Source organism: Saccharopolyspora sp. NFXS83 (assembly GCF_026241095.1).
Taxonomy (GTDB): Bacteria; Actinomycetota; Actinomycetes; order Mycobacteriales; family Pseudonocardiaceae; genus Saccharopolyspora_C.
Genome location: NZ_JAPFGB010000016.1, coordinates 24995 through 49162, shown reverse-complemented (window position 1 = coordinate 49162; position 24168 = coordinate 24995). Strand labels below are relative to the sequence as shown.

General features: G+C 71.1%; 18 protein-coding genes. 7 read left to right on the top strand and 11 right to left on the bottom strand.

What is annotated here, in order from left to right; translation table 11 throughout:
* Positions 1–225 precede the first annotated feature (225 nt).
* The 6 genes from OOZ19_RS18340 to OOZ19_RS18315 all read left to right on the top strand — a co-directional run bounded on the left by OOZ19_RS18340 (position 226) and on the right by OOZ19_RS18315 (position 11113).
* A complete protein-coding gene (locus OOZ19_RS18340) occupies positions 226–681 on the top strand; it encodes a hypothetical protein (protein WP_266091341.1) in 456 nt (151 codons plus the stop codon).
* A 125-nt stretch (positions 682–806) separates the two neighbouring features.
* The gene (locus OOZ19_RS18335; protein ID WP_266091340.1) at positions 807–1826 is read left to right on the top strand and encodes an ABC transporter ATP-binding protein; all 1020 of its coding nucleotides are present in this window, start codon (positions 807–809) and stop codon (positions 1824–1826) included.
* Positions 1826–2674: an ABC transporter permease gene (locus OOZ19_RS18330; protein ID WP_266091339.1), complete on the top strand. Its 849-nt coding sequence runs from the start codon at positions 1826–1828 to the stop codon at positions 2672–2674. The genes OOZ19_RS18335 and OOZ19_RS18330 overlap by 1 nt, the downstream gene beginning before the upstream one ends.
* 226 nt (positions 2675–2900) lie before the next feature.
* On the top strand, positions 2901–6686 hold the full coding sequence (locus tag OOZ19_RS18325) for an ABC transporter ATP-binding protein (RefSeq protein WP_266091338.1): 3786 nt from the start codon (positions 2901–2903) through the stop codon (positions 6684–6686).
* Positions 6687–7052: 366 nt separating this feature from the next.
* The gene (locus tag OOZ19_RS18320; protein WP_266091337.1) at positions 7053–10769 is read left to right on the top strand and encodes a multifunctional oxoglutarate decarboxylase/oxoglutarate dehydrogenase thiamine pyrophosphate-binding subunit/dihydrolipoyllysine-residue succinyltransferase subunit; all 3717 of its coding nucleotides are present in this window, start codon (positions 7053–7055) and stop codon (positions 10767–10769) included.
* Between the two features lie 167 nt (positions 10770–10936).
* Positions 10937–11113 carry a DUF6104 family protein gene (locus OOZ19_RS18315; protein WP_266091336.1) on the top strand — a complete coding sequence of 59 codons (177 nt, stop codon included), beginning with the start codon at positions 10937–10939 and terminating at the stop codon, positions 11111–11113.
* Positions 11114–11330: 217 nt separating this feature from the next.
* Here the strand turns inward: OOZ19_RS18315 and hutI are convergent, their stop codons facing one another.
* From hutI to hutH, 5 genes are all read right to left on the bottom strand, one after another.
* Entirely contained in the window at positions 11331–12491 is a 1161-nt protein-coding gene (gene hutI, locus OOZ19_RS18310) for an imidazolonepropionase (protein WP_266091335.1), read from the bottom strand.
* A gap of 55 nt (positions 12492–12546) precedes the next feature.
* Positions 12547–13857: a formimidoylglutamate deiminase gene (locus OOZ19_RS18305; RefSeq protein ID WP_266091334.1), complete on the bottom strand. Its 1311-nt coding sequence runs from the start codon at positions 13855–13857 to the stop codon at positions 12547–12549.
* Positions 13854–15053: an allantoate amidohydrolase gene (locus tag OOZ19_RS18300; RefSeq protein ID WP_266091333.1), complete on the bottom strand. Its 1200-nt coding sequence runs from the start codon at positions 15051–15053 to the stop codon at positions 13854–13856. The genes OOZ19_RS18305 and OOZ19_RS18300 overlap by 4 nt, the downstream gene beginning before the upstream one ends.
* Before the next feature lie 155 nt (positions 15054–15208).
* On the bottom strand, positions 15209–16858 hold the full coding sequence (hutU, locus tag OOZ19_RS18295) for a urocanate hydratase (protein ID WP_266091332.1): 1650 nt from the start codon (positions 16856–16858) through the stop codon (positions 15209–15211).
* Entirely contained in the window at positions 16855–18402 is a 1548-nt protein-coding gene (gene hutH / locus OOZ19_RS18290; protein WP_266091331.1) for a histidine ammonia-lyase, read from the bottom strand. The genes hutU and hutH overlap by 4 nt, the downstream gene beginning before the upstream one ends.
* Positions 18403–18485: 83 nt before the next feature.
* On the opposite strand from hutH, the gene OOZ19_RS18285 reads away from it, so the two are divergent.
* Entirely contained in the window at positions 18486–19268 is a 783-nt protein-coding gene (locus OOZ19_RS18285; RefSeq protein ID WP_266091330.1) for an IclR family transcriptional regulator, read from the top strand.
* Positions 19269–19403: 135 nt separating this feature from the next.
* Here OOZ19_RS18285 and OOZ19_RS18280 read toward each other — a convergent pair whose 3' ends face one another.
* The 6 genes from OOZ19_RS18280 to OOZ19_RS18255 all read right to left on the bottom strand — a co-directional run bounded on the left by OOZ19_RS18280 (position 19404) and on the right by OOZ19_RS18255 (position 24000).
* Positions 19404–19673: a hypothetical protein gene (locus tag OOZ19_RS18280; RefSeq protein WP_266091329.1), complete on the bottom strand. Its 270-nt coding sequence runs from the start codon at positions 19671–19673 to the stop codon at positions 19404–19406.
* Between the two features lie 383 nt (positions 19674–20056).
* Positions 20057–20320, bottom strand: coding sequence for a hypothetical protein (locus tag OOZ19_RS18275; protein ID WP_266091328.1), 264 nt, complete (start codon positions 20318–20320; stop codon positions 20057–20059).
* Positions 20321–20639: 319 nt separating this feature from the next.
* On the bottom strand, positions 20640–21521 hold the full coding sequence (locus OOZ19_RS18270; RefSeq protein ID WP_266091327.1) for an ABC transporter substrate-binding protein: 882 nt from the start codon (positions 21519–21521) through the stop codon (positions 20640–20642).
* 40 nt (positions 21522–21561) lie between these two features.
* The gene (locus tag OOZ19_RS18265) at positions 21562–22251 is read right to left on the bottom strand and encodes an ABC transporter permease (RefSeq protein WP_266091326.1); all 690 of its coding nucleotides are present in this window, start codon (positions 22249–22251) and stop codon (positions 21562–21564) included.
* A 1-nt stretch (position 22252) separates the two neighbouring features.
* Complete coding sequence (locus OOZ19_RS18260) at positions 22253–22921, bottom strand: ABC transporter permease (RefSeq protein WP_266091325.1); 669 nt, start codon at positions 22919–22921, stop codon at positions 22253–22255.
* Positions 22918–24000 (bottom strand): ABC transporter ATP-binding protein, encoded by a 1083-nt coding sequence (locus OOZ19_RS18255; protein WP_266091324.1) that lies wholly within the window; start codon positions 23998–24000, stop codon positions 22918–22920. Before OOZ19_RS18255 ends, OOZ19_RS18260 begins: the two co-directional genes overlap by 4 nt.
* Positions 24001–24168 lie beyond the last annotated feature (168 nt).

The following is a 24168-nucleotide window of genomic DNA, read 5'->3' as shown; positions in this document are numbered from 1 at the left end:
GGACACGAACGTCTGATTTCCGACGTGCGCAGCGTGACCGGTTCCTGCCGCTACTCCGGACTCGATGACCACTCGACCAGGTGAGTTCGGTGCAGCTCGTCCGGCGAGCTGCCGATGGGTATGCGCGAAGCCGCGAAGATCGGTGGCGGTCCCCGTCGCGGGCCTCGACCCGCCGCCCTTCCGCACCGGTCCTAGCGCGGTCCCCGAACGACGTTGGGAGACCCGTTGAACGACGCGAGGATGCGGGAAGCGGTACTGGACCGGCTGGCCCGCCTGGAACGAGTGGCGGCCGACGGCGGCACCGAAGCGCTGTTACCCGTGGCCAGGTCCGAACTGCACCGCCTCACCGACGGGCTGCGCGCGCTGCTCAACGCGCACCATCCGGACTCCGACGGCAAGTGCCCGGCCTGCTCCGGCGCGGTGCTCAGCCGGAGCTGGCCCTGCGAGTCGTGGCTGCTGGTGCACCGCAGGCTCATCGGCGACCGCGGCGCTCCCCCACCGGCCGATCGCGACGACGAACCGGCAGCTTGGCCACGAGCTCCGCATCCGGGCAACGCCGAGCCCGCCGCAGCTGCCCGCCACCACCACCGCTTCGACGAGCCGCCGGAACCCGATCACGCGCTTTCCCCGACACCGGTGCCGGAACGGCCGATCGCCTGGCCGCAGCACGGCCTCTTCTGATTTCCGCACTCCTCCCGAACGACGCGAGCCGGTCAGGCAGGATGGGACCGCCCCGCGCCGGAGCGTGATCGTCCGCGGTCGCCCTCGCGGCACCCCGGCGGGGCCGAGCGACGATGGAGGAGCGTGTGCACGACGGCAGTGGCCGGATCCTGGTGCAGAACCTGAGCAAGAACTTCGGGCCGGTCAGCGCGGTCCGCGATCTCAGCTTCGCCGTGCATCCCGGTGTGGTCACCGGGTTCCTCGGCCCGAACGGATCCGGCAAGACGACCACGTTGCGCATGGTGCTGGGGCTGGTGAACCCGACGTCGGGAGCGGCCACCGTCAACGGCGTCCCCTTCCACCGCCTGCGCAATCCCGCCACGGTGGTGGGCGCGGTGCTGGAGGCGCAGAGCTTCCACCCGTCCCGCACCGCCCGCAACCACCTGCGCTGCTACTCGGCGGCGATGAACGTGCCCGACCAGCAGGTCGACCACGCGTTGGACCTCGTCGGACTGACCAACGCCGCCGACCGTGGAGCCGGTGGGTTCTCGCTGGGCATGCGGCAGCGCCTGGCGCTGGCGACGGCGTTGCTCGGCGATCCGCAGGTGCTGATCCTGGACGAACCGGCCAACGGGCTCGACCCCGAAGGCATCGCGTGGCTGCGGGGCTTCCTCAAGTCCTTCGCGGCATCCGGGCGCACCGTGCTGGTCTCCAGCCACCTGCTGCGCGAGATGGAGCACACCGTCGACCACGTGGTGATCGTCAGCCGCGGGCAGTGCGTCTACAACGGCGACCTCGACCAGCTGCGCGCGCAGCAGCGCTCCCGGGTGCTCGTGCAGGCCGGTGACCCCACCGCCCTGGTGAACGCGTTGCAGGCCGCGGGGCTCGCGGTGGAGCTCGTGCCGGACGGCCGGATCGCCGTGACCGGTTCCGACTCGCGGTCGGTCGCCGAGCTGGCCTTGCAGGCCGGGGTCGCGGTCTACGGCATGCAGGAGGAGCAGGTCGACTTGGAACGGCTGTTCTTCCAGCTCACCAGCGGCCAGTACGTCGGCGGCCAGTTCCCGCCCTCGGGTGGACCGCAGCCGCCCGGTCCCGGCGGCTGGGGGCCTCCGGGCGGCGGGGCCAACCCGTACGAGCAGCACGGCGGATTCGGAGGTGGAGCCTGATGGACGGCCTGGTCAAATCCGAGTTCCGGAAGATCTTCACCACCAACCTGTGGTGGGCGCTGCTCATCCCGGTGGTCGTGCTCAGCTTCGGCGCGAGCTGGCTGGGCAGCGGTTTCGGCGCCATCTCGTCGATCGAGCAGGAACTCGGGCGGCCGTTGCCGCTGGGCCTGCTGACCATGTCGATGTCGACGAACTTCAGCACGATCTTCGCGGGTCTGACGGGTGCGCTGGCGTTCGCGGGCGAGTATCGGAACAAGAGCATCACCACGACGTACCTCACCGGCAATCCGCGCGGTGCGGTCCTCGGCGCGAAGCTGATCGCTTACACGAACCTCGGGCTGCTCTACGGGCTGGCCAACGTGCTGTTCGCGAGCCTCGGAGCCTTGGCGGGCGCCGGGCTCGACGGGTTCGGCGAAGGCGCCGACTGGCTCATCGTGTGCGCGGCCGGCTTGCTGGCGATGGTGCTGTGGACGCTGCTCGGCGTCGGTTTCGGCGCCGTCGTGGCCAATCCGGTCATCGTGATCATCGTGTTGCTGGTCTACAAGTTCGTGTTCGAGTTCGTCGTGGACCTGTTCCTGATCGGGTCCGACGTCTCGACCGTCAGCTCGTACCTGCCGGGTGCGGCGGGCAGCGGGATCGTCGGCAACCTCGCCGTGCCGATCTTCATCAGCGCGACCGCAGGCGCCAACGAGCAGTACGTGCCGCAGGAGTTGTTCGAGCTGCTGCACTTCGTGTTCGGCGGGTCCTACGGGCACCCGTGGTGGCTGAGTCTGCTGACCTTCGCCGGGTACGCGGCGGTGTTCATCCTCGGCGGCTGGTACTTCAGCAAGCGCCGCGACATCACCTGAGGCGCCTCGGGCGCTCGCAGAGGAAGGGAACCTTCCTGCCACGGGTGGCAGGAAGGTTCCCTTCTTCGCGTTCGGGGCCGTGGAACCGCGCCGATCGCGATCGATGGCAGGAAGGTTCCCTTCCTCGCACCCGTGGCAGGAAGGTTCCCTTCCTCGCTCGTCCTGGCGGGGTGGTCCACGTCGCTGATGGGCTCGGAGCGTCGGGGGTGGGACCTAATCTGGATCGGTGAGCGACTCCGACAGCGAATGTTCCCGGCCCGGTTGGATCCGCCGTTTGGCCGCCGCCTGCTGGCGGCATCCGATCGCCGTGCTGCTGGCGATGGGCGCGTCGGTGGCGGCGGTGGGGTTGGAGGCGCTGGTCCCGCTGATCACGAAGACGGCGGTGGACGACGCGCTGGGAGGCGACACGAGCCGCCTGTGGTGGCTGGCCGCGGCGTTGGCGGGGCTGGGGGTGTTCCGGTTCGGCGCGGCGTTCGTGCGCCGCTACTCGGCTGGCCGGTTGGCGCTGGACGTGCAGCACGACCTGCGGCGCGCGGTGTTCGGTTCGGTGCAGCGGCTCGACGGCGGCAAGCAGGACGCGCTGCGCACGGGCCAGGTGGCGTCGCGTGCGATCAGCGACCTGCAGCTGGTGAACGCGTTGCTGTCGATGGTGCCGCTGGCGGCGGGCACGGTGGTGCTGATGGTGTTCGCGCTGGCCGCGATGCTGTGGCTGTCACCGATGTTGACGCTGGTCATCCTGGTGGTGGTGCCGCTGATCGCGATGGTGTCGGCGCGCAGCAAGAAGCGGTTGTTCCCGGCGACGTGGTCGGCTCAGCAGCGGGCGGCGGACATCGCGCAGCAGGTCGAGGAGACGGTGGCCGGGGTCCGCGTGGTGAAGGGCTTCGGGCAGGAGGCCCGTGAGGTCTCCCGGCTGGAGTCGGGTGCTCGCCGGTTGTTCTCGGAGCGGCTGCGCACGGCTCGGATGACGTCGTTCCCGCAGGCGAGCTTGTCGGTGCTGCCCGCGGCGGGGCAGGTCGGGGTGCTGGGGCTCGGCGGCTGGATGGCGATGCAGGGCCAGGTCGGCTTGGGCACGTTCGTGGCGTTCGCCGCGTACGTGGCGATGCTGGGCGGTCCGGCTCGGATGATGGCGAGCGTGCTGGTGCAGGGCCAGTTGACCCGCGCGGGCATGGAGCGGATCACGGATCTGATCGATTCGCGTCCGGATGTGCGCGACCGGCCGGGGGCGGTGGATCTGCCGGAGGCTCCGCTGCGGGTGCGGCTGGACGGCGCCGGGTTCGGCTACACGCGCGATCAGCAGGTGCTGCGGGACGTGTCGTTACTGGTGGAGCCGGGCGAGACGGTGGCGCTGGTGGGCCCGGCGGGGTCGGGCAAGTCGACGGTGTCGTTGCTGCTGCCGCGCTTCTACGACGTGCAGCAGGGTTCGGTGCGGATCGGGCCCGCCGACGCCGAGCCGGATCACGACGTGCGCGATGTGCGGCTGGAGTCGCTGCGCTCGGCGGTGGGGGTGGTGTTCGAGGAGGCGTTCCTGTTCTCGGACACGATCCGCGGCAACATCGCCTACGGGCGGCCGGACGCGTCGGAGGCGGAGGTGGTCGCGGCGGCGCGGGCGGCGGAGGCGCACGGGTTCATCTCGGCGTTGCCCGACGGGTACGAGACGGCGGTCGGCGAGCGCGGGCTGACGTTGTCGGGCGGGCAGCGGCAGCGGGTGGCGTTGGCGCGGGCGTTGCTGTCGGATCCGCGGATCCTGGTTCTCGACGATGCGACGTCGGCGGTGGATCCGGCCACGGAGGCCGCCATCCACGACACGCTGCGGTCGGTGACGGCGCAGCGCACCACGTTGTTGATCGCGCATCGCCGTTCGACGCTGGCGTTGGCGGATCGGATCGCGGTGCTCGACGCGGGCCGGGTCGTCGACGTGGGCACGCAGGACGAGTTGGAGCGGCGGTGCGGATTGTTCCGCTCGCTGCTGGTGGGGCCGGGTGAGTCGATCGACACGGCGAGCGCGGGCGAGCCGGACGCGGCCGAGTCCGCGCCGACGCCGGCGTGGTGGCCCGAGGACGTGCCGGAACCGGAGCCGCAGGCGGTGGTGGCTCCGGGCGGGGTGCGCGGCACGCGCGGGGACGGCGGGGGCACCGCCACGCCGCTGACTCCGGAGTTGGCGGCGGGCCTGAGCGGGTTGCCCGCAGCCCGGGACGCGCCCCGGTTGCCGGAGGTGGACGCGACGGCGCCCGATCCGGGGTTCCGGCTGGCGCGGTTGCTGCGGCCGATCCGCTGGGGCCTGGCGCTGACGGTGCTGCTGGTGGCGGCGGACGCGCTGGGGTCGATCGCGTTGCCGTCGCTGGTGCGCCACGGCGTGGACGGCGGTGTCGACGTGGGCAACGCCGGGACGTTGTGGCTGGTCACCGCAATCGCCGGGGGGATCGTGCTGGTCAGCTGGCTGGTGATCAAGGTGCAGACGGTGGTGACGGCCCGCACCGGCGAGACGTTGCTGTACTTGCTGCGGGTGCGCAGCTACGCGCATCTGCAGCGGCTCGGGCTGGACTACTACGAGCGCGAGCTCGCGGGCCGGATCATGACGCGGATGACCACCGATGTGGACGCGTTGTCCTCGTTCTTGCAGACGGGACTGGCCACGGCGGTGGTGAGCCTGTTCACCATCGTGGGCATCGCGGTCGCGCTGCTGGTCACGGACTTGTCGCTGGCGCTGGTGGCGTTGTCGGTGCTGCCGCCGCTGATCGTGGCCACGGTCATCTTCCGCCGGGTGTCGTCGACCGCGTACGCGGAGGCGCGCGAACGGGTCAGCACGGTGAACGCGGACCTGCAGGAGAACGTGTCCGGGCTGCGGGTGGCGCAGGCGCACCGCCGCGAAAGCCATTCGGCGAAGTTGTTCGCGCAGCGCAGCGACGCGTACCGGCGTTCGCGGCTGCGCGCGCAGCGCTACATCGCCACGTACTTCCCGTTCACGGCGCTGCTCTCGGAGCTGGCGCAGGCGGTGGTGCTGGGCGTGGGCGCGACGCGGGTGGCGGCCGGTGGGATGACGGCCGGGGTGCTGGTGGCGTTCTTGCTGTACCTGGGCATGTTCTTCTCCCCGGTGCAGCAGTTGTCGGGCGTGTTCGACGCCTACCAGCAGGCGCGGGTCGGGTTGCGCCGCATCGGTGACCTGCTGCGCACCCCCACGTCGGTGCCGCAGGCGGCGGAGCCGGTCGCGGTGCCGGACCGGTTCGCCGGTGAGGTCGAGCTGCGTTCGGTGTCGTTCCGCTATCCGGGCACCGAGCGGCCCGCGTTGCGCGACGTGTCGCTGAAGGTGGATCCGGGCACCACGGTGGCGCTGGTGGGGCCGACGGGTGCGGGCAAGTCGACGCTGGTGAAGCTGCTGGCCCGGTTCTACGACGCCACCGACGGCGCGGTGCTGGTCGACGGGGTGGACGTGCGGGACTACGACCTCACCGGCTACCACCACCGCTTGGCGGTGGTGCCGCAGGAGGGCTACCTGTTCGCCGGTGATGTCGCGTCGAACATCTCCTACGGCAGGCCGACGGCGACGGACGCCGACGTGGAGCGGGCGGCGCGCGACGTGGGCGCGCTGCCGGGCATCACGATGTTGCACCGCGGTTTCCGCCAGCAGGTGGGTGAGCGCGGGCGGGAGCTCTCGGCGGGGCAGCGCCAGCTGGTCGCGCTGGCTCGCGCGGAGCTGGTCCGGCCGGATCTGCTGCTGCTGGACGAGGCGACGGCGGCGCTGGATCCGGCCACGGAGTCGCTGGTGGTCTCGGCAAGTGACCGGGCGGCTTCCCGGCGGACCACGTTCGTCGTCGCGCACCGGCTGGGCACGGCGGCTCGGGCGGACCGGATCGTCGTGATCGACGGCGGCCGGATCGTGGAGGACGGCACGCACTCGGAGTTGATCGGGCTCGACGGTCATTACGCGCGGCTGTGGCGGGCGGGTGATCACTACAACGAGGACGACGCGGTGCGCGGTGACGCAGCGCACGACCCGGTCCGCACTTCCCCCTGACCGGGGCCTCACCGAACAGGTCATCGCGGACACGCGGTGTCACCAGATCCCGACGTGCGGACTCGGCCATCCCGCAAGGCGGGAACACGGCTTGTCACCGAAACGTTGTACTGCTCGTGCGCGACAGACAGGCCGGAGAGACACCGGGCACACCGGTGGGGAGTCGGCGCATAGTACGGGGTACCGATGATCGTCAACGACACCCGAACGGGTCAGGTTTGCCTGGTGGGGAACCTTCCTGATCGATCCTGTGACCGAGCTCCTCACCACCAGGTCCGCACTGTGTGCCAATCGCACTAATCGGACCGCTAGCCTGGTACTTGAGTGTGTACATCACGAGCAGATGGATCGAGGCGAACGCCAGCCGTGTCCAGCAGCAGCCCTGCGTCACAGTTCGGCCCCAACGAGTGGTTGATCGAGGAGATGTACGAGCAGTACCTCCAAGATCCCACGTCGGTGGACTCCGCGTGGCACGAGTTCTTCGCCGACTACAAGCCGGGGCAGGCGACCTCGGTTTCGGTAGCCGCTGACAACTCCGCAGCCGCATCCGGAGCCGGGTCGACCGCGACGACGACGGTGTCGGGAACTACGACTGCGACGGCCACGCGCAGCGAGGGCAACGGGCAGGCTCGCCCGGCCGCCGCCGCGCAGGCCGCGCCGAAGCCGGCCAAGGCGGCCGAGCCGAAGCCCTCCCCGCAGCAGGCCGCGAAGGCCGCTCCGGTGAAGAGCTCGGGCACCGGCGAGGAGGCGAAGCCGCTGCGCGGCGCGTCCGCGGCGATCGCCAAGAACATGGAGCAGTCGCTGACGGTGCCGACCGCCACGAGCGTGCGCGCGGTGCCGGCGAAGCTGCTGTTCGACAACCGCATCGTGATCAACAATCACCTCAAGCGGAACAAGGGCGGCAAGGTCTCGTTCACCCACCTCATCGGCTACGCGCTGGTGCGGGCGATGCGGGACTTCCCGAACATGAACCGCCACTACGGGGAGGACGCCAAGGGCAAGCCCGCGGCGATCACCCCGGAGCACGTGAACCTCGGTCTCGCGATCGACCAGCCCGGCAAGGACGGGTCGCGCAACCTCGTCGTGGCCTCCATCAAGGGCTGCGAAGAGATGACCTTCCAGCAGTTCTGGCAGGCCTACGAGGAGATCATCCGCAAGGCCCGCTCCGGTGGGCTGACCGCGGACGACTTCTCCGGCACCACGTTCTCGCTGACCAACCCGGGCCCGTCGGGCACGAACCACTCGGTGCCGCGGCTGACCAAGGGCCAGTCCGCGATCATCGGCGTCGGGGCGATGGACTACCCGGCGGAGTTCCAGGGCGCCTCCGAGCGGGCCCTGGTCGAGATGGGCATCAGCAAGATCGTCACGCTGACCTCCACCTACGACCACCGGGTCATCCAGGGCGCGGAGTCCGGCGACTTCCTGCGCAAGGTGCACCAGCTGCTGCTGGGCGAGGACGGGTTCTTCGACGACATCTTCTCGTCGCTGCGCATCCCGTACGAGCCGATCCGCTGGACCCAGGACATCCCGGAAGGCGCCGTCGACAAGACCGCGCGGGTCCTGGAGCTGATCGACGCCTACCGCACCCGCGGTCACCTGATGGCCGACATCGACCCGCTGAACTACCGGCAGCGCAGGCACGAGGACCTCGACGTCCTCTCGCACAGCCTCACGCTGTGGGACCTGGACCGGGAGTTCGCCGTCGGCGGTTTCGCGGGCAAGGAGCGCATGACGCTGCGCGACGTGCTCGGCGTGCTGCGCGACTCGTACTGCCGCACCGTCGGCGTCGAGTACATGCACATCCTCGAACCCGACGAGCGCGACTGGCTGCAGAACCGGGTCGAGAAGCCGCACGAGAAGCCGGAGCAGTCCGAGCAGAAGTACATCCTCTCGAAGCTCAACGCCGCCGAGGCGTTCGAGACGTTCCTGCAGACCAAGTACGTCGGGCAGAAGCGCTTCTCGCTGGAAGGCGCCGAGACGGTCGTGCCGCTGCTGGACGCGGTGCTCGACTCCTCGGCCGCGTCCGACCTCGACGAGGTCGTCATCGGCATGCCGCACCGCGGTCGCCTCAACGTGCTGGCCAACATCGTCGGCAAGCCGATCTCGCAGATCTTCCGCGAGTTCGAGGGCAACCTGGACCCGGGCCAGGCGCACGGTTCCGGTGACGTCAAGTACCACTTGGGCGCGGAGGGCAAGTACTTCCGCATGTTCGGCGACGGCGAGACCAAGGTGTCGCTGACCTCGAACCCCTCGCACCTGGAGGCCGTGGACCCGGTGCTGGAAGGCATCGTCCGCGCCAAGCAGGACATCCTGGACAAGGGCCAGGAAGGCTTCACGGTGCTGCCGGTGCTGCTGCACGGCGACGCCGCGTTCGCCGGTCAGGGCGTGGTCGCCGAGACGCTGAACCTGTCGCTGCTGCGCGGTTACCGCACCGGCGGCACGGTGCACGTGATCGTGAACAACCAGGTCGGCTACACCACCGCCCCGGAGCACTCGCGGTCGAGCAAGTACTCCACCGACGTGGCGAAGATGATCGGTTCGCCGGTCTTCCACGTCAACGGCGACGACCCCGAGGCGTGCGTCTGGGTCGCGAAGCTGGCCGTGGAGTACCGCCAGGCGTTCGGCAAGGACGTCGTGATCGACATGGTCTGCTACCGCCGCCGCGGGCACAACGAGGGCGACGACCCGTCGATGACGCAGCCCGCCATGTACGACGCCATCGACAAGATGCGCAGCGTCCGCAAGACCTACACCGAGTCGCTCATCGGCCGCGGTGACATCACCGTCGAAGAGGCCGAGAAGGCGCTCAAGGACTACGCCAGCCAGCTGGAGCACGTCTTCAACGAGGTCCGCGAGCTGGAGAAGCACCCGCCGGAGCCGAGCCCGTCGGTGGAGTCCGAGCAGGTCGTGCCGACGAAGCTGGTCACCGCGATCTCCCCGGAGACGCTGGAGCACATCGCCGACGCGCACGTGAACCTGCCCGAGGGCTTCACCCCGCACTCGCGGGTCAAGCCGGTGCTGGAACGCCGCGCGAAGATGGCCCGCGAAGGCGAGATCGACTGGGGCTTCGGCGAACTGCTCGCGTTCGGCTCGCTCGCCATGGAAGGCCGCCCGGTGCGGCTGACCGGGCAGGACAGCCGGCGCGGCACGTTCGGCCAGCGGCACTCGGTGCTCATCGACCGCAAGACCGGGTCGGAGTACACGCCGCTGCTGAACCTCGCCGAGGACCAGGCGAAGTTCCTCGCCTACGACTCGGCGCTGTCCGAGTTCGCCGCGATGGGCTTCGAGTACGGCTACTCCGTCGCCAACCCCGACGCCCTCGTGGCGTGGGAGGCGCAGTTCGGCGACTTCTTCAACGGCGCCCAGTCGATCATCGACGAGTTCATCTCGTCCGGTGAGGCCAAGTGGGGCCAGCGATCCGACGTGGTGCTGCTGCTCCCGCACGGCCACGAGGGCCAGGGCCCGGACCACAGCTCGGCGCGCATCGAGCGCTGGCTGCAGCTGTGCGCGGAAGGCTCCATGACGGTGGCGCTGCCGTCGACCCCGGCGAACCACTTCCACCTGCTGCGCAGGCACTCGCTGGACGGCATCCACCGCCCGCTGATCGTCTTCACGCCGAAGTCGATGCTGCGGATGAAGGCCGCGACGAGCTCGGTCGCCGACTTCACCGAGGGCAAGTTCACCTCGGTCATCGACGACCCGTCGCAGCCGGACCCGTCGGCGGTGCGCCGGATCGTGTTCTGCTCCGGCAAGCTCTACTACGAGCTGGCCGCCGAGAAGGAGAAGAAGGGCCACACCGACACCGCCGTGGTGCGGCTGGAGCAGCTGTACCCGCTGCCGCACCGCAAGCTCGGCGCGGTGCTGGAGCGCTACCCCAACGCCACCGACGTCCGGTGGGCGCAGGAGGAGCCGGCGAACCAGGGTCCGTGGCCGTTCCTCGGCTTGGCGCTGCCGGAGCTGTTCCCCGAGCGGCTGCAGGGCCTCAAGCGCGTGTCGCGGCGCCCGATGGCCGCTCCGGCCACCGGCCTGAAGGCCGTCCACGACGTCGAGCAGGCCGAGGTCGTGCAGAACGCCTTCAACTGATCTCGTCGTAGATCGCGGGCCGTCGGTTCCTCCGGGAACCGGCGGCCCGCTTTCGCGTTCAGGGGCGGGGGAGGAAGGGAACCTTCCTGTCACCGGTGACAGTAAAGTTCCCTTGCTGTCAGGGTCCGGCGGCGTGTGCCGTCGGCGAACGCATGGAGGAGGAAGCGGTGTACTTCACCGACCGTGGCATCGAAGAGCTCGAGGAGCGTCGCGGTGATGACGAGGTGACCTTGGCTTGGATCGCCGACCGGATGCGGGTCTTCGTCGACCTCAACCCGGCCTTCGAGGACGCCACGGAACGCCTCGCGACCTTCTTGGCCCGCGACGACACCGACGAGGACTGACCCTCCCCCGCCGCACCACGTCGCACCTGTCCCGGCGATCTCCCCCGAGCTTCGATGCGAGGAGGGGAACCTTCCTGTCACCGGTGACAGGAAGGTTCCCTTCTACGCGCTCAGTGCGATGGCGAGGCCGTGCGGCCTTCCGGTGGCGGATGGCAGAAAGGCGACCTTCTTCGCCCCGGTGACAGGAAGGTTCCCTTCCTCGACCACTTGCGAGCGTTCACCGCACGCGGGTGCCTGCGCGCCACACGGCGTGGGTGAGGGGCACGCCCGGCCGGTACGCGAGCCAGGAGGTGCTCGGCGCGTCGAGCACGTGCACGTCGGCGCGCGCGCCGGGGCGCAGCACGCCGACGGCCCCGTCGCCGGTGTCGCGCCGCAGCGCCCGCGCGCCGCCGAGGGTGGCGGCGCGGATGGCTTCTGGCACGGTCATCCGCATCTGCAGCACGGCGGTCGTGACGCAGAACGCCATGGACGAGGTGTAGGACGAGCCGGGGTTGCAGTTGGAGGCCAGCGCCACGGTGGCGCCCGCGTCGAGCAGTTCCCGCGCGGGCGGCAGCGGTTGCCGGGTGGAGAGGTCGCACGCGGGCAGCAGGGTGGCGACGGTGCCGGAGCCGGCGAGGGCGGTGATGTCGTCGGGTTCGAGGTGCGTGCAGTGGTCGACGCTGGCCGCGCCGAGTTCCACGGCGAGCCGCACTCCGGGGCCGGGCCCGAGCTGGTTGCCGTGCACCCGCAGGCCGAGTCCGCGGTCGGCGGCGGCGCGCAGCACCTGCCGGGATTGCTCGGCGTCGAACGCCCCGCGTTCGCAGAACACGTCGCACCACCCCACGTGTTCGGCGACGGCGTCGAGCATGTCGCCGCGGACCAGGTCGACGTAGTCGTCGGCGTCCTGGCCGGGTGGCACGAGGTGCGCACCGAGGAAGGTGACCTCGTCGACTTCGTCGGCGGCGAGCCGGGCGGCGCGGAGTTCGTCGGCGACGGTGAGCCCGTAGCCGGTTTTCGTCTCCAGGCAGGTGGTTCCTTGCGCGGTGGCTTCGGCGACGTGGCGGCGCAGGGTCGCGGTCAGCGCGTCGTCGCTCGCGGCGCGGGTGGCTTCGACGGTGACGGCGATGCCGCCGGCGGCGTAGGGCTCGCCGTTCATGCGGGCGGTGAATTCGGCGGTGCGATCGCCCGCGAAGATCAGGTGGGTGTGGCTGTCGACCCAGCCGGGCAGCACGGCCCGTCCTGCGACGTCGATGGCGTGGTCGGCGGCGGGTGCCCGCGCGGCCGGTCCGGCCCAGGCGACCCGGTCGTCGTCGAGGACCAGTGCGGCGTCGGTGAGGTCGCCGAGTTCGTCGTCGTTCGTCGTCAGCTCACCGATCCCGGTAATAGCAGTGGATGTCATCGCTCACCCGTCCTCAACGCTTGATCTTTCCTGCTGAACGCGATCACCGGCGCCGTCACAGGAGTTCCTCGACGAGCCGCCGGAGCCGTCGTCCCGGGTCGGGGACGTGTTCGTGTTCGCCGTCGCGGACGATGCCGCGGCCGTGCGCGATGACGTGCCGGACGTCGTCGGCGCGGGCCACCGCGGGCACCGCCGCGAGGGGCACCGCCGCGAGCCGCGGGCCGTCGAGCGCGACGGCGACGAGGTCCGCGCGTTGTCCGGGTGCGATGCGTCCGGCGTCGAGCCAGCCGAGCGCGCGGTGCCCGGTGGTGGTCGCCATCTCCAGCAGCCGTCCGGCGCCGAAGTGCCCGCGCCGTTCGGTGCTCAGCCGCTGCCCGGCTTCGACGGCGTGGGCTTCGGCGAGCACGTCAATCGTGGAGTGCCCGTCGCTGCCGAGCGACAGGGGGCTGCCCGCCGCGTCCAGTTCGAGGGCGGGGCCGATGCCGTCACCGAGGTCAGCTTCGGTCGTCGGGCACAGGCAGGTCCCGGTGCCGCTGCCTCCGAGCAGCCGCAGGTCGTCGTCGGTGAGGTGGGTGGCGTGCACGGCGGTGGTGTTCGCGCCGAGCGCCTCCGAGTCCGCCAGCAGTTGCGCGGGGGTGCGGCCGTGCGCGGCGAGGCACGCCTCGTTCTCCTTGCGCTGTTCGGAGAGGTGGACGTGCAGCGGTGCGCCGTAGCGGTGCGCCCAGGCGGCGACTTCGGCGATCTGCTCGGCGGGCACGGCGCGCACCGAGTGCACCGCGGCGCCGAGCCGGACCCGCGCGCAGTCCACGGTGAACCGGTCGGCCCGTTCGGCCCACGACTGGGCGTCCCCGTCGGAGAACCGCTGCTGCACTCCTTCCACCGGAGCGTCGAATCCGCTGGTCAGGTAGCACGTGTCGAGCAGGGTGAGGCGGATTCCGGCGTCGTGGGCGGCTTGGGCGAGCGCCGCGCTCATCTCGTTCGGATCGTCGTAGCGACCGCCGCCCGGCGGGTGGTGCAGGTAGTGGAACTCGCCGACGCAGGTGACGCCGGCGAGCGCCATCTCGGTGTAGACGGCGGTGGCGAGCCGCCGGTAGGTGTCCGGGTCGAGCGCGCCCGCGACGGCGTACATCTGCTCGCGCCAGGTCCAGAAGGTGCCGCCGCCGGTGGCCCTGCCGCGCAGCGCGCGGTGGAAGGCGTGGGAGTGCGCGTTGGCGAGGCCGGGCAGCACCAGCCCGGGCAGCCGCGTGGCGCCGGGCGGTGGCGTGGCCGCGGTGGTCACGGCGGTGATGGCGGTGCCGTCGATCTCCACGAGCACGCCGGGGCGGGGCCCGTCGTCCAGCCAGGCCCATTCGCACCAGTACTTCATGCGGCCCACCTCCGGAGCACTTCGGCCAGCGCGGATCCACCCGCGTCGCAGTCGTCGGGTTCGGCGTGTTCGTCGGGCGCGTGGCTGATGCCGGTGGGGTTGCGGACGAACAGCATCGAGGCGGGCACCCGCGCGGAGAGCACGCCCGCGTCGTGCCCGGCGCCGGTGGCCAACGCGGGCGCGTCGCCGAGCGAGGCGCACAGCTCGTCGCGCAGGACCGGGTCGAAGTGCACGGTGCCGCTGTAGGACTCCTCGGTCACCTCGACCTCGCATCCTTCGTCGCGGGCGAATTCCGCGGCCCGTTCGGACAGTTCCGCTACCAGCGACCGGGTGGCGTCGGCCGCGGGCGCCCGCGCGTCCAACCACATGTCCACTGTGGACGCGATGACGTTGGTGCCGCCCGGGTTGGGCACGAGCCTGCCCACGGTGGCGCGGGCTTGATCGCGCGCGGCGGCGGTCTCCCTGGCGGTGAGCACCGCGCGGGCCGCGGGCAGCATCGGGTCGCGGCGGTCGGCGAGCAACGTCGCTCCGGCGTGATTTCCCTGGCCGCAGAAGCGGAATCGCCACCGGCCGTGGGCGAGGATCGATGAGGCGACGGCCACCGGGCGGTCCAGGTCCACCAGGCCCCGGCCTTGTTCCACGTGCAGTTCCACGAAGCGCCCGATGCGGCGCAGCGCCGCCTCGTCCGCGCCCGCGTGCTCCGGGTCGCCGCCCGCGTCGCGCAACGCTTCGGCGAAGGTGACGCCGTCCGGGTCGCGCAGCGCGTTCGCCGCGTCCCGCGTGATCGTCCCGCTGAGCAGCCGCGATCCGAGGCACGGCACTCCGAACCGGCCGCCTTCCTCCTCCGCGAACACCACGATCGCGATCGGTCGCCGCGGCCGGAAACCGGTGGCGCGCAACGACTCCACGGCGCTGAGCGCGGCGGCGACGCCGAGCGGGCCGTCGAACGCCCCGCCACCGGGCACCGAGTCGAGGTGGCTGCCGGTCACGACGGCCTGATCGCTCGGTTCGCCCCACCACGCCCACAGGTTCGCGTTGCGGTCGGTGTGCACGTCCAGTCCGCGCGCCCGCGCCTGCTCGGTGAACCACTCGCGCAGTTCCCGCTCACCGCTGTCGAACACGTGCCGCGAGTAGCCCCCGCGTCGCCGATCCCGCCCCACCTGGTCGATCTGCGCCAGCAGCGCACTGGTGCTCATCGGTTCTCCTCCCGCGCGATTACCGCCGACTGCCTGCTGTTGTCGTCCTGCTCCCCGGTGGCCGCGAGCATCGCCGCTGGGCAGGACGACCACCGGCGGCTTCTCAGCGCGAGGACGCGGCTGAGGTTCCGCCGCCCGACCCGTCGCGCGGGCCGTCAGGTCGGGATTCGCAGGCCGCGTTCCTCGGCGACGGTGCGGGCTCGGTCGTAGCCCGCGTCGGCGTGGCGCAGCACCCCGGTGCCGGGGTCGTTGGTGAGCACCCGCTCCAGCTTGCGCGCGGCCAGTTCGGTGCCGTCGGCGACCGTGACCTGCCCGGCGTGCAGCGACCGCCCCATGCCGACTCCACCGCCCTGGTGCACCGACACCCACGTGGCCCCGGAGGAGGTGTTGACCAGCGCGTTGAGCAGCGGCCAGTCCGCCACCGCGTCGGATCCGTCGGCCATTCCCTCGGTCTCCCGGTACGGCGAGGCGACCGAGCCGCTGTCGAGGTGGTCGCGCCCCAGCACCAGCGGCGCCGAGACTTCGCCGGAGGCGACGAGCTCGTTGAACCGCAGCCCCGCCCGGTGCCGCTCGCCGTAGCCGAGCCAGCAGATCCGCGACGGCAACCCCTGGAAGGACACCTTCTCCCCCGCCATCCGGATCCAGCGGGCCAGGTGCTCGTCCTCTCCGAACTCCTCGAGGATCGCCCGGTCGGTCACCGCGATGTCCTTCGGGTCGCCCGACAGCGCCGCCCACCGGAACGGTCCTTTGCCCTCGCAGAACAGCGGGCGCAGGTAGGCGGGCACGAATCCGGGGTAGTCGAAGGCCCGCGCGTAGCCGGCTTCGGCGGCTTCGCCGCGCAGCGAGTTGCCGTAGTCGAAGACCTCGGCGCCGGCGTCGAGGAACCCGACCATGGCTTCGACGTGCTCGGCGATGGAGTCGCGGGCGCGGGCGGTGAACTCGTCGGGCTTCTTGTCCGCGTAGTCCGCCCAGTCGTCGACGTCCACGCCGCGCGGCAGGTAGGAAAGCGGGTCGTGCGCGGAGGTCTGGTCGGTGACGATGTCGGCGGGCAGGCCGCGGCGCAGCAGCTCGGGCAGCACCTCGCAGGCGTTGCCGATGACGCCGATCGACACGGCCCGGCGCTGCTGCTTCGCCGCGACGGCCTGCTCGATCGCGTCGTCGAGGTTCTCGGCGAGCACGTCGAGGTAGCCGTGGCGCACGCGCCGCCGCGCCCGCTCCGGGTCGCACTCGACGACGAGCGCGGCGCCTTCGTTCATGGTCACCGCCAGCGGTTGCGCGCCGCCCATGCCGCCGAGCCCGGCGGTCAGTGTCAACGTGCCCGCGAGGGTGCCGCCGAAGCGCTTCGCGGCCACGGCCCCGAACGTCTCGTAGGTGCCCTGCAGGATGCCCTGGGTACCGATGTAGATCCACGAACCGGCGGTCATCTGCCCGTACATCATGAGTCCGAGCGCGTCGAGCTTGCGGTATTCCGGCCAGCTCGCCCAGTTGCCCACCAGGTTCGAGTTCGCCAGCAGCACCCGCGGCGCCCACTCGTGGGTGCGCAGCACGCCGACGGGTTTGCCGGACTGCACCAGCAAGGTCTCGTCCTCGGCGAGGGCGCTCAGTTCGGCGACGATGGCGTCGTAGCTGGCCCAGTTCCGGGCGGCGCGGCCGGTGCCGCCGTAGACGACGAGGTCTTCGGGCCGTTCGGCGACTTCCGGGTCGAGGTTGTTCTGCAGCATCCGCAGCGGGGCCTCGGTGCTCCAGGAACGTGCGGTCAACGTGGTGCCGCGCGCTGCGCGCACGGGACGGGCTCCGGCACTCATGACTGGCCTCCCAGGTGGTCTTGCACGGTGGAGTTCACGGCACCGGAGCGCAGCAGCGCCTCGGTCTCGGCGATCTGCGGCGCCAGGTGGGCGTCGGGGCCCGGTCCGGCGACGCGGGTGCGCAGCAGGTCCCGCACCGCGCCGGTGGCGGGCGCGGGCGTGAGCGGGGCGCGCAGGTCGAGGGCGCGGGCCGCGGTGAGCAGCTCCACCGCGAGCACGGTGCGCAGCCCGTCCACGGCGCGGCGCAGCTTGCGGGCCGCCGCCCAGCCCATCGAGACGTGGTCCTCCTGCATCGCGCTGGTGGGGATGGAGTCCACGGAGGCGGGAGCGGCGAGCCGCTTGAGCTCGGCGACGACCCCGGCCTGCGTGTAGTGCGCGATCATGTGCCCGGAGTCCACGCCGGGGTCGTCGGCGAGGAACGCGGGTAGCCCGTGCGAGCGCGCCACGTCGAGCATCCGGTCGGTGCGCCGCTCGGCCATGCTCGCCACGTCGGCCAGCGGGATCGCCAGGTAGTCCAGGGCGTGCGCCAGCGGTGCGCCGTGGAAGTTGCCGTTGGATTCGACGCGGCCGTCGTCGAGCACCACCGGGTTGTCGATGGCCGCGGCGAGTTCCCGCTCGGCCACCATCTCGGCGAACGCGATCGTGTCGCCCGCCGACCCGTGCACCTGCGGGGCGCAGCGCAGCGAGTACGCGTCCTGCACCCGGGTGCAGTCGGGGCCGCGGTGGCTGGCGACGATGCCGGAACCGGCCAGCAGCCGGTGGATCCGGGACGCGGAGCGCGCTTGGCCGGGGTGCGGGCGAAGCGCCTGCAGGTCGGCGGCGAAGACGCGGTCGGTCCCCAGCAGCGCTTCCACGCTCATCGCCGCGGTGAGGTCGGCGATCTCCAGCAGGCCGGTCAGGTCGTGCAGGGCCAGCACCAGCATGCCGAGCATGCCGTCGGTGCCGTTGGTCAGCGACAGCCCTTCCTTCTCGGCGAGCACGACCGGTTCGATGCCCGCCTCGGCGAGGGCCTGCGCCGCGGGACGCGTCGACCCCGCCGGGTCGAGGACGTCGCCTTCGCCGGTGAGGGCGAGCGCGACGGCGGCCAGCGGTGCCAGGTCTCCGGAGCAGCCCAGCGATCCGTATTCGTGCACGACGGGCACGATCCCCGCGTTGAGCATCGCGGCGAGCGCGCGAGCGGTGTCGAGGCGGGCGCCGGTGCGCGCGGTGGAGATCGTGCGCAGCCGCAGCAGCATCAGGGCGCGCACCACTTCGGGTTCGACGGCGGAGCCCGCGCCTGCCGCGTGCGACCGCACGAACGACTGCTGCAGCGCCGCGCGCCGCTCGGCGGGGATGTGGCGCACCGCGAGCGCGCCGAATCCGGTGGAGACGCCGTAGGTGGGTTGTTCGGCGGCGGCGAGCGCGTCGATGTGCTTGCGGGTGGCGTCGATGTCGCGTTCGGTGGCCGCGTCCAGTTCCACCGTCGCCCCGCCGCGGGCGATGTCGACGACCTGCCGCCCCGTCAGCGCCCCCGACTCGATCTTGTGCACCTGAGCCTGTTGCATTCCTCCATGTCACACGTGCGCGGCGCGGCGCAGAAGCCCGGTTAGAGTGGTTCCGTCTGAGATTCCAGATAGCGGGGTGCGGCATGGGCGACAGCAGCGAGGTGCCCGCGTTGCGGCGCGGGCTGGCGATCTTGACGGTGATGGGCGGCCGGGCCGGGCCGGTGTCGGCGGCGACCTTGGCGCGCGAGCTGGAGCTGCCGCGTTCGACGACCTACCACCTGCTCGCGGAGCTCACCGCCGCCGGTTTCGTGGTGCGGCTGCCCGAGGAGCGCCGGTACGCGCTGGGGGTGGCGGCGTTCGAGCTCGGTTCCGCCTACTTGCGGCACGATCCGCTGGAGCGGCTCGCGGGCCCGGTGCTGCGCAGGCTCGTCGACCAGGTGGATTGCACGGCGCACCTCGGCGTGCTGCACGGCGGCGAACTGCTGTACCTGATCAAGGAACGTCCCTCTCGTCCGCAGACGCTGGTCACCGACGTCGGGGTGCGGCTGCCCGCGCACCTGACCGCGTCGGGGCGGGCGATGCTGGCGCACCTGCCCGCCGCGCAGGTGCGCGCGTCGTTCCCCGCCGGGTTCGCGCGCCGCACGGGGCGCGGCCCGCGCACGTTGCCGGAGTTGCGGCGCACCTTGGCCGCGGAGCGCCGCCTCGGCTGGGCCGTGGAGGACGGGCACGTGACCGGTGAGTTCGCGTCGGTGGCGTGCCCCGTGTTCGGCCCGGACCAGTGGCCGTCCGCGGCGATCAGCCTCACGTTCCGCCACGTGTGCGAGCCGGGCAGCCGCGCGGACTGCGGCTCGACCTGGCCGCACCTGGCCGCGGAGGTGCGGCGTGCCGCCGAGGATCTGAGCGGTCGAATCGGCGGTCGCCGCTGAATTCGTCGATCGAATCGTGCGAACTCGCAATTTCACCGACGCCCACCGCCCGGGAAGGGCGTGCACAGCGATGTGCCCGGCCCCCTCCGGAAAGGGGACCGGGCACTTCTTTCCCGCGGCGGAAAGTTCGGGCTATCAGCCCTCGGTGTTGCCGACGCCGGTCTCGGAGCCGGAGTCGCCACCGTTGCCACCGTCGGCGGCGGAGCACGAGCCCTCACCCAGAATGCCGATGCCGCAGAGCAGGTTCAGGCCGGTGCCACCGGAGCCACCGTTGCCGCCATCACCGGACTCGCTGGTGACCGACGGCTTGTCGTCGTCCCCTCCGGCGAACGCCGCGGTGGAACCGGCGCCGAGCAGGGCCACGGCGACGGCGGTCGCACCAAGGAGGCGAGTAGAAGTACGCATGCGAGTTTCCCCTCGTTGTTGCTGAATCGGATTCAACCGATTCCCGGCGAAGTCCGAGGAACGAACCTCTCGGTGATCGGCGAGAGAACCATCGCACCGATACCGGACTCCAGCAGCTTCAGTAGCGCTAAAGTGGGTTTCGGATGCCCCGTTGGTGCCATTTTCACGCTGCGTCGGTCCGCTGCTCGACGACAGGTGGGCGACCGAACAGTTCGCGACGACGTCCCGGCATATTCCCGATTCACCCGGATGTGGGCGGCGGCGATTTCGGCTTCTCCGCCCGTCGATCTCCATCCCGCGAAATGGACGAGCACAGCGATGTGCCCGGCCCCCTCCGAAAAGGGGACCGGGCACTTCTTTCCCGCGGCGGAAAGTTAGGGCTATCAGCCCTCGTTGCCGACGCCGGTCTCGGACTCGGAGTCGCCACCGCCGCCGCCGTTGGCGGCGGAGCACTCACCCGAACCCAGAACACCGATGCCGCAGATCAGGTTGAGGCCGATGCCACCACTGCCACCGTTGCCGCCGTCGCCGGACTCGCTGGTGATCTCCGGGTCATCGTGCCCACCGGCGAACGCCGCGGTGGAACCGGCGCCGAGCAGGGCCACGGCGACGGCGGTCGCACCAAGGAGGCGAGTAGAAGTACGCATGCGAGTTTCCCCTCGTTGTTGCTGAATCGGATTCAACCGATTCCCGGCGAAGTCCAAGACACGAACCTCTCGGTGATCGGCCAGAAAACCATCGCACCGATCCGGAACTTCAGCAGCTCCAGTAGCGCCAAAGTGGGTCGTGAATGACCCCTTGGTTGCACGTGTCACGCTGCGTGGACTGGTTGCTCGCACGATGCGGCGACAACGAACGCTCCCGAAAGGGAATCAGATTTCGCGCGCCGAAGAATCCGATCATCGAAATGCACCGGTGGCCGCGCCCCGCGGGACACGGCCACCGGTACGGCTCGATCGAGCGGGGTCACAGGCCCGCTTCGGCGATGAACTCCCTCGCGACGTCGGTCGGGTTGGCCTTGTCGACCTCCAGGCGCCGGTTGAGCTCGGTGAGCTTCTCCGTGGTCAGCGCCCGCGACGCCCGGTTGATCACGTCGGTCTGGGCGGGGGTGAGCTTGCCCTGGCCCGCCAGCGGCACCACGTTCTGCGCCGGGAACATGTCCTCCGGGTCCTCCAGCTGCACCAAGTCGTTCGTGCTGATCTGCGAGGACGTGGTGAACAGGTTCGCGACCTGCACGGTGTCGCCGGTCAGCGCGTCCACCGTCACGGTGCCCGCTTCGAGGTTGCGGATCTCGCGGAACTCGCAGCCGTAGACCTCGGCGATGCGCTGTTCCCAGCGGGTCTTCCACTCGGCGGGGGCGCCGAGCACGAACTCACCGCAGCGCGGCCCGAGGTCGGCCAGCGAGCGGATCCCGGTGCCGGCGGTCGCCTTCGTCACCGTGAGCACGTCGGAGTCCTCCGCCGGGGCCTGTTCCAGCACGTCGAGCCCCTGCGGCAGCTTCTGCTCCAGCGCGGCGTAGACCTGCTGCGACTCCGTCGCCGGGTCCTGCTCGTCGACGTACTGCAGCAGGTTCCCCGTGTAGTCCGGGATGAGCGAGAGCTCGCCTTGGGCCACCGCGTTGACGTAGGTCTCCCGCGACCCGATGCGCGGTTTCGTCTCCACCTCGGCTCCGGTGCTGCGCAGCGCCTCGGCGTAGATGTTCATGACCAGTTCGCTCTCGGTGAAGTCGGCGGAGCCGACCACCAGCGATCCGTCCGTGCCGTCGCCCGCTTGGAACGGATCCCCGCCGCAGCCGGTCAGTCCGGCCAACGCCAAGCCGGCCAAGGCCAGCGCACCCCATCGCTTCACGGCCGTTCTCTTTTCCATCGCAGTGACAAGGTTCCGGGCTTCACGCGTCACCCGCGGCGGCCACCGGGCGCCCCACCCGGATGCCCCGCGGGGTGAGGATGCGCGACAGCCTGCTCAGCAGCGTGTCGAGCAGCACGGCGAGCAGCGCGATGAACAGCGCCGCCGCGAGGGTCTGGCCGTAGGAGTACGTCTTGATGCCTTCGAGCAGGATGCTGCCCAGCCCGCCGAGGCCCACGTAGGCGGCGACGGAGGCGGTGGCGACCACCTGCAGCATCGCGGTGCGCACCCCGCCGAACAGCAGCGGCGCCGCGTTCGGCAGTTCCACCTGCCACAGCTGCTGCAGCGGGGTCATGCCCATGCCCTTCGCCGCGTCCCGCACGTCCTTCGGCACGCTCTGCACGCCCGCGTAGGCGCCGGAGAGCACCGCGGGGATCGCCAGGATCACCAGCCCGGCGAGGGTGGGCACTTCGCCGATGCCCGCGAGCAGCACGAACAGCGTGACCAGGCCCAGCGTCGGCAGCGCGCGCATCGAGTTGCTCAGCACGACCACCGTGGCGCCGCCGCGCCCGGTGTGCCCGATCCACAGCCCGATCGGCATCGCGATGATCGAGGCGACCAGCACCGAGAGCACGCAGTAGTACAGGTGCCACAGGGTCTGCACGAGCAGGCCGGTGGAGGAGAACCAGTTGTCCGGGTCGGACAACCAGCCCAGCAACTCCGCGATGATCATGTCAGCGTCCCCCCGCAGTCGCCCGCTGCCACGGGGTGCACAGCCTGCGCAGCGCCACGATCAGCAGGTCGCCCGCCATCGCCAGCAGCAGTGTCAGCACCACCCCGATGAGGATCGGGGTCAGGTAGTCGCGCTGGAACCCGTCGGTGAACAACCGGCCCAGCCCGCCGATGCCGATGAGCGCACCGACGCTGACGAGGCTCACGTTGCTGACCGAGGCGACGCGCAGCGAGGTGCTCAGCACCGGCAGCGCCAGCGGCACTTCGACGGCGAAGAACCGGCGCCGCGACCGGTATCCGAGCGCGGTGGCGGCGGTGACGATGTGCTCGGGAACCGAGTCGAGCCCTTCCATCACCGGCCGGGCCAGCAGCGCCGCGTTGTAGATCGTCAGGGCGATGACCACGTTGATCGACGCCGTCGCACCGGTGCCGATCAGCGCCGGGATGATCACGAACAGGGCCAGCGACGGGATCGTGTAGAGGATGTTCGCCGAGCCCAGCAGCACTCCCCGCACCTTCGGCACCCGCTGCGCGAGCCGCCCCGCGGGAACGGCGAGCAGCGCGCCCAGCACCAGCGGGACCAGCGCCAGGTAGATGTGCTGGCCCAGCGACTCCAGCACCACTTCGCGGTTGCTGGGGCTGGAGAAGTAGTGCGTGAGCTCGTCGATCACGGCCGCTCCCCGCGGACGCCCTCGATGACGTCGAGCACGTGCCGCGCGCCGACGACGCCGACGTAGCCGCCGTGCTCGTCGACGACGACGCCGAGCCCGGACGGCGCCGACAGCGCCGCGTCGAGCGCCCCGCGCAGCGCCGTGCCCCGCGTGTACAGCGAACCTCCCGCGACCAGGCCGTCTTCGGTGACCGGTCCCTCGGGCGCGGCACCGGGCGGCAACCAGCCGCGCGGCCTGCGCTCGCCGTCGAGCACCAGCACCCAGCCGGTGGTGGTGCTGCGCTCGCCGAGCTCGACCGTGTCGACCTCGCCGGGCGCGATGCCGTCGCTGTCCACGAAGGACAGCCGTCGGTAGCCGCGGTCGCGGCCGATGAACGAGGTGACGAAGTCGTCGGCGGGGCGGGCGAGCAGCTCGTCCGGGGCGGCGTACTGCGCGACGTGCCCGCCGGTGCGCAGCACCGCGACCTTCTCGCCCAGCTTCACCGCTTCGTCGATGTCGTGGGTGACGAACAGGACGGTCTTGCCGAGTTCGCCTTGCAGCCGGAGCAGTTCGTCCTGCAGCCCTTCGCGCACCACCGGGTCGACGGCGCTGAACGGTTCGTCCATCAGCAGCACCGGCGGGTCCGCGGCCAGCGCCCGCGCCACGCCGACGCGCTGCTGCTGGCCGCCGGAGAGCTGCGCCGGGTAGCGGTCCGCGAGCGTCGCGGGCAACCCCACCAGGTCCAGCAGTTCCTGCGCGCGCCGCCGCGTGTCGCGGCGGGAGGCGCGGAACAACCGGGGCACGGTGGCGATGTTGTCGACCACGGTGCGGTGGGGGAACAGGCCGGCCTGCTGGATGACGTAGCCGATGCCGCGCCGCAGCCGCGCCGGGTCGGCTTCGCGCACGTCGCGGCCGTCCACGAGCACGGTGCCCGAGGTCGGGTCGATCATGCGGTTGACCATGCGCAGCAAGGTGGTCTTGCCGCAGCCGGAGGGCCCGACCAGCACGGTGATCGTGCCCGCCTCGACCTTCAGGTCCACGTCGTCGACGGCTACCGCGCCACCAGGGTATTCCTTGCGCACGGACCGGAACTCGATCAACCGAGCCCCCTCGGATCACCGACAGTCACTTGCCGACCGCCGCAAACCTGGCCGACCCTAACCCGAACGCCGGAATCTTGCGATGATCCGCAACGCCTGCGTGATCTTTTTACCCGCACTCAGCAGCAAGATCCCACGATCCGGGAGCAACGGCGCTTCTCCTCATCG

What these genes read in the sequence shown, in the direction of transcription:
- OOZ19_RS18330 (WP_266091339.1), top strand. Translation starts at nt 1,826, where the DNA reads ATGGACGGCCTGGTCAAATCCGAGTTCCGGAAGATCTTCACCACCAAC.
- hutI (WP_266091335.1), bottom strand. Translation starts at nt 12,491, where the DNA reads ATGACATCCACTGCTATTACCGGGATCGGTGAGCTGACGACGAACGAC.
- OOZ19_RS18305 (WP_266091334.1), bottom strand. Translation starts at nt 13,857, where the DNA reads ATGAAGTACTGGTGCGAATGGGCCTGGCTGGACGACGGGCCCCGCCCC.
- OOZ19_RS18300 (WP_266091333.1), bottom strand. Translation starts at nt 15,053, where the DNA reads ATGAGCACCAGTGCGCTGCTGGCGCAGATCGACCAGGTGGGGCGGGAT.
- hutU (WP_266091332.1), bottom strand. Translation starts at nt 16,858, where the DNA reads ATGAGTGCCGGAGCCCGTCCCGTGCGCGCAGCGCGCGGCACCACGTTG.
- hutH (WP_266091331.1), bottom strand. Translation starts at nt 18,402, where the DNA reads ATGCAACAGGCTCAGGTGCACAAGATCGAGTCGGGGGCGCTGACGGGG.
- OOZ19_RS18285 (WP_266091330.1), top strand. Translation starts at nt 18,486, where the DNA reads ATGGGCGACAGCAGCGAGGTGCCCGCGTTGCGGCGCGGGCTGGCGATC.
- OOZ19_RS18280 (WP_266091329.1), bottom strand. Translation starts at nt 19,673, where the DNA reads ATGCGTACTTCTACTCGCCTCCTTGGTGCGACCGCCGTCGCCGTGGCC.
- OOZ19_RS18275 (WP_266091328.1), bottom strand. Translation starts at nt 20,320, where the DNA reads ATGCGTACTTCTACTCGCCTCCTTGGTGCGACCGCCGTCGCCGTGGCC.
- OOZ19_RS18265 (WP_266091326.1), bottom strand. Translation starts at nt 22,251, where the DNA reads ATGATCATCGCGGAGTTGCTGGGCTGGTTGTCCGACCCGGACAACTGG.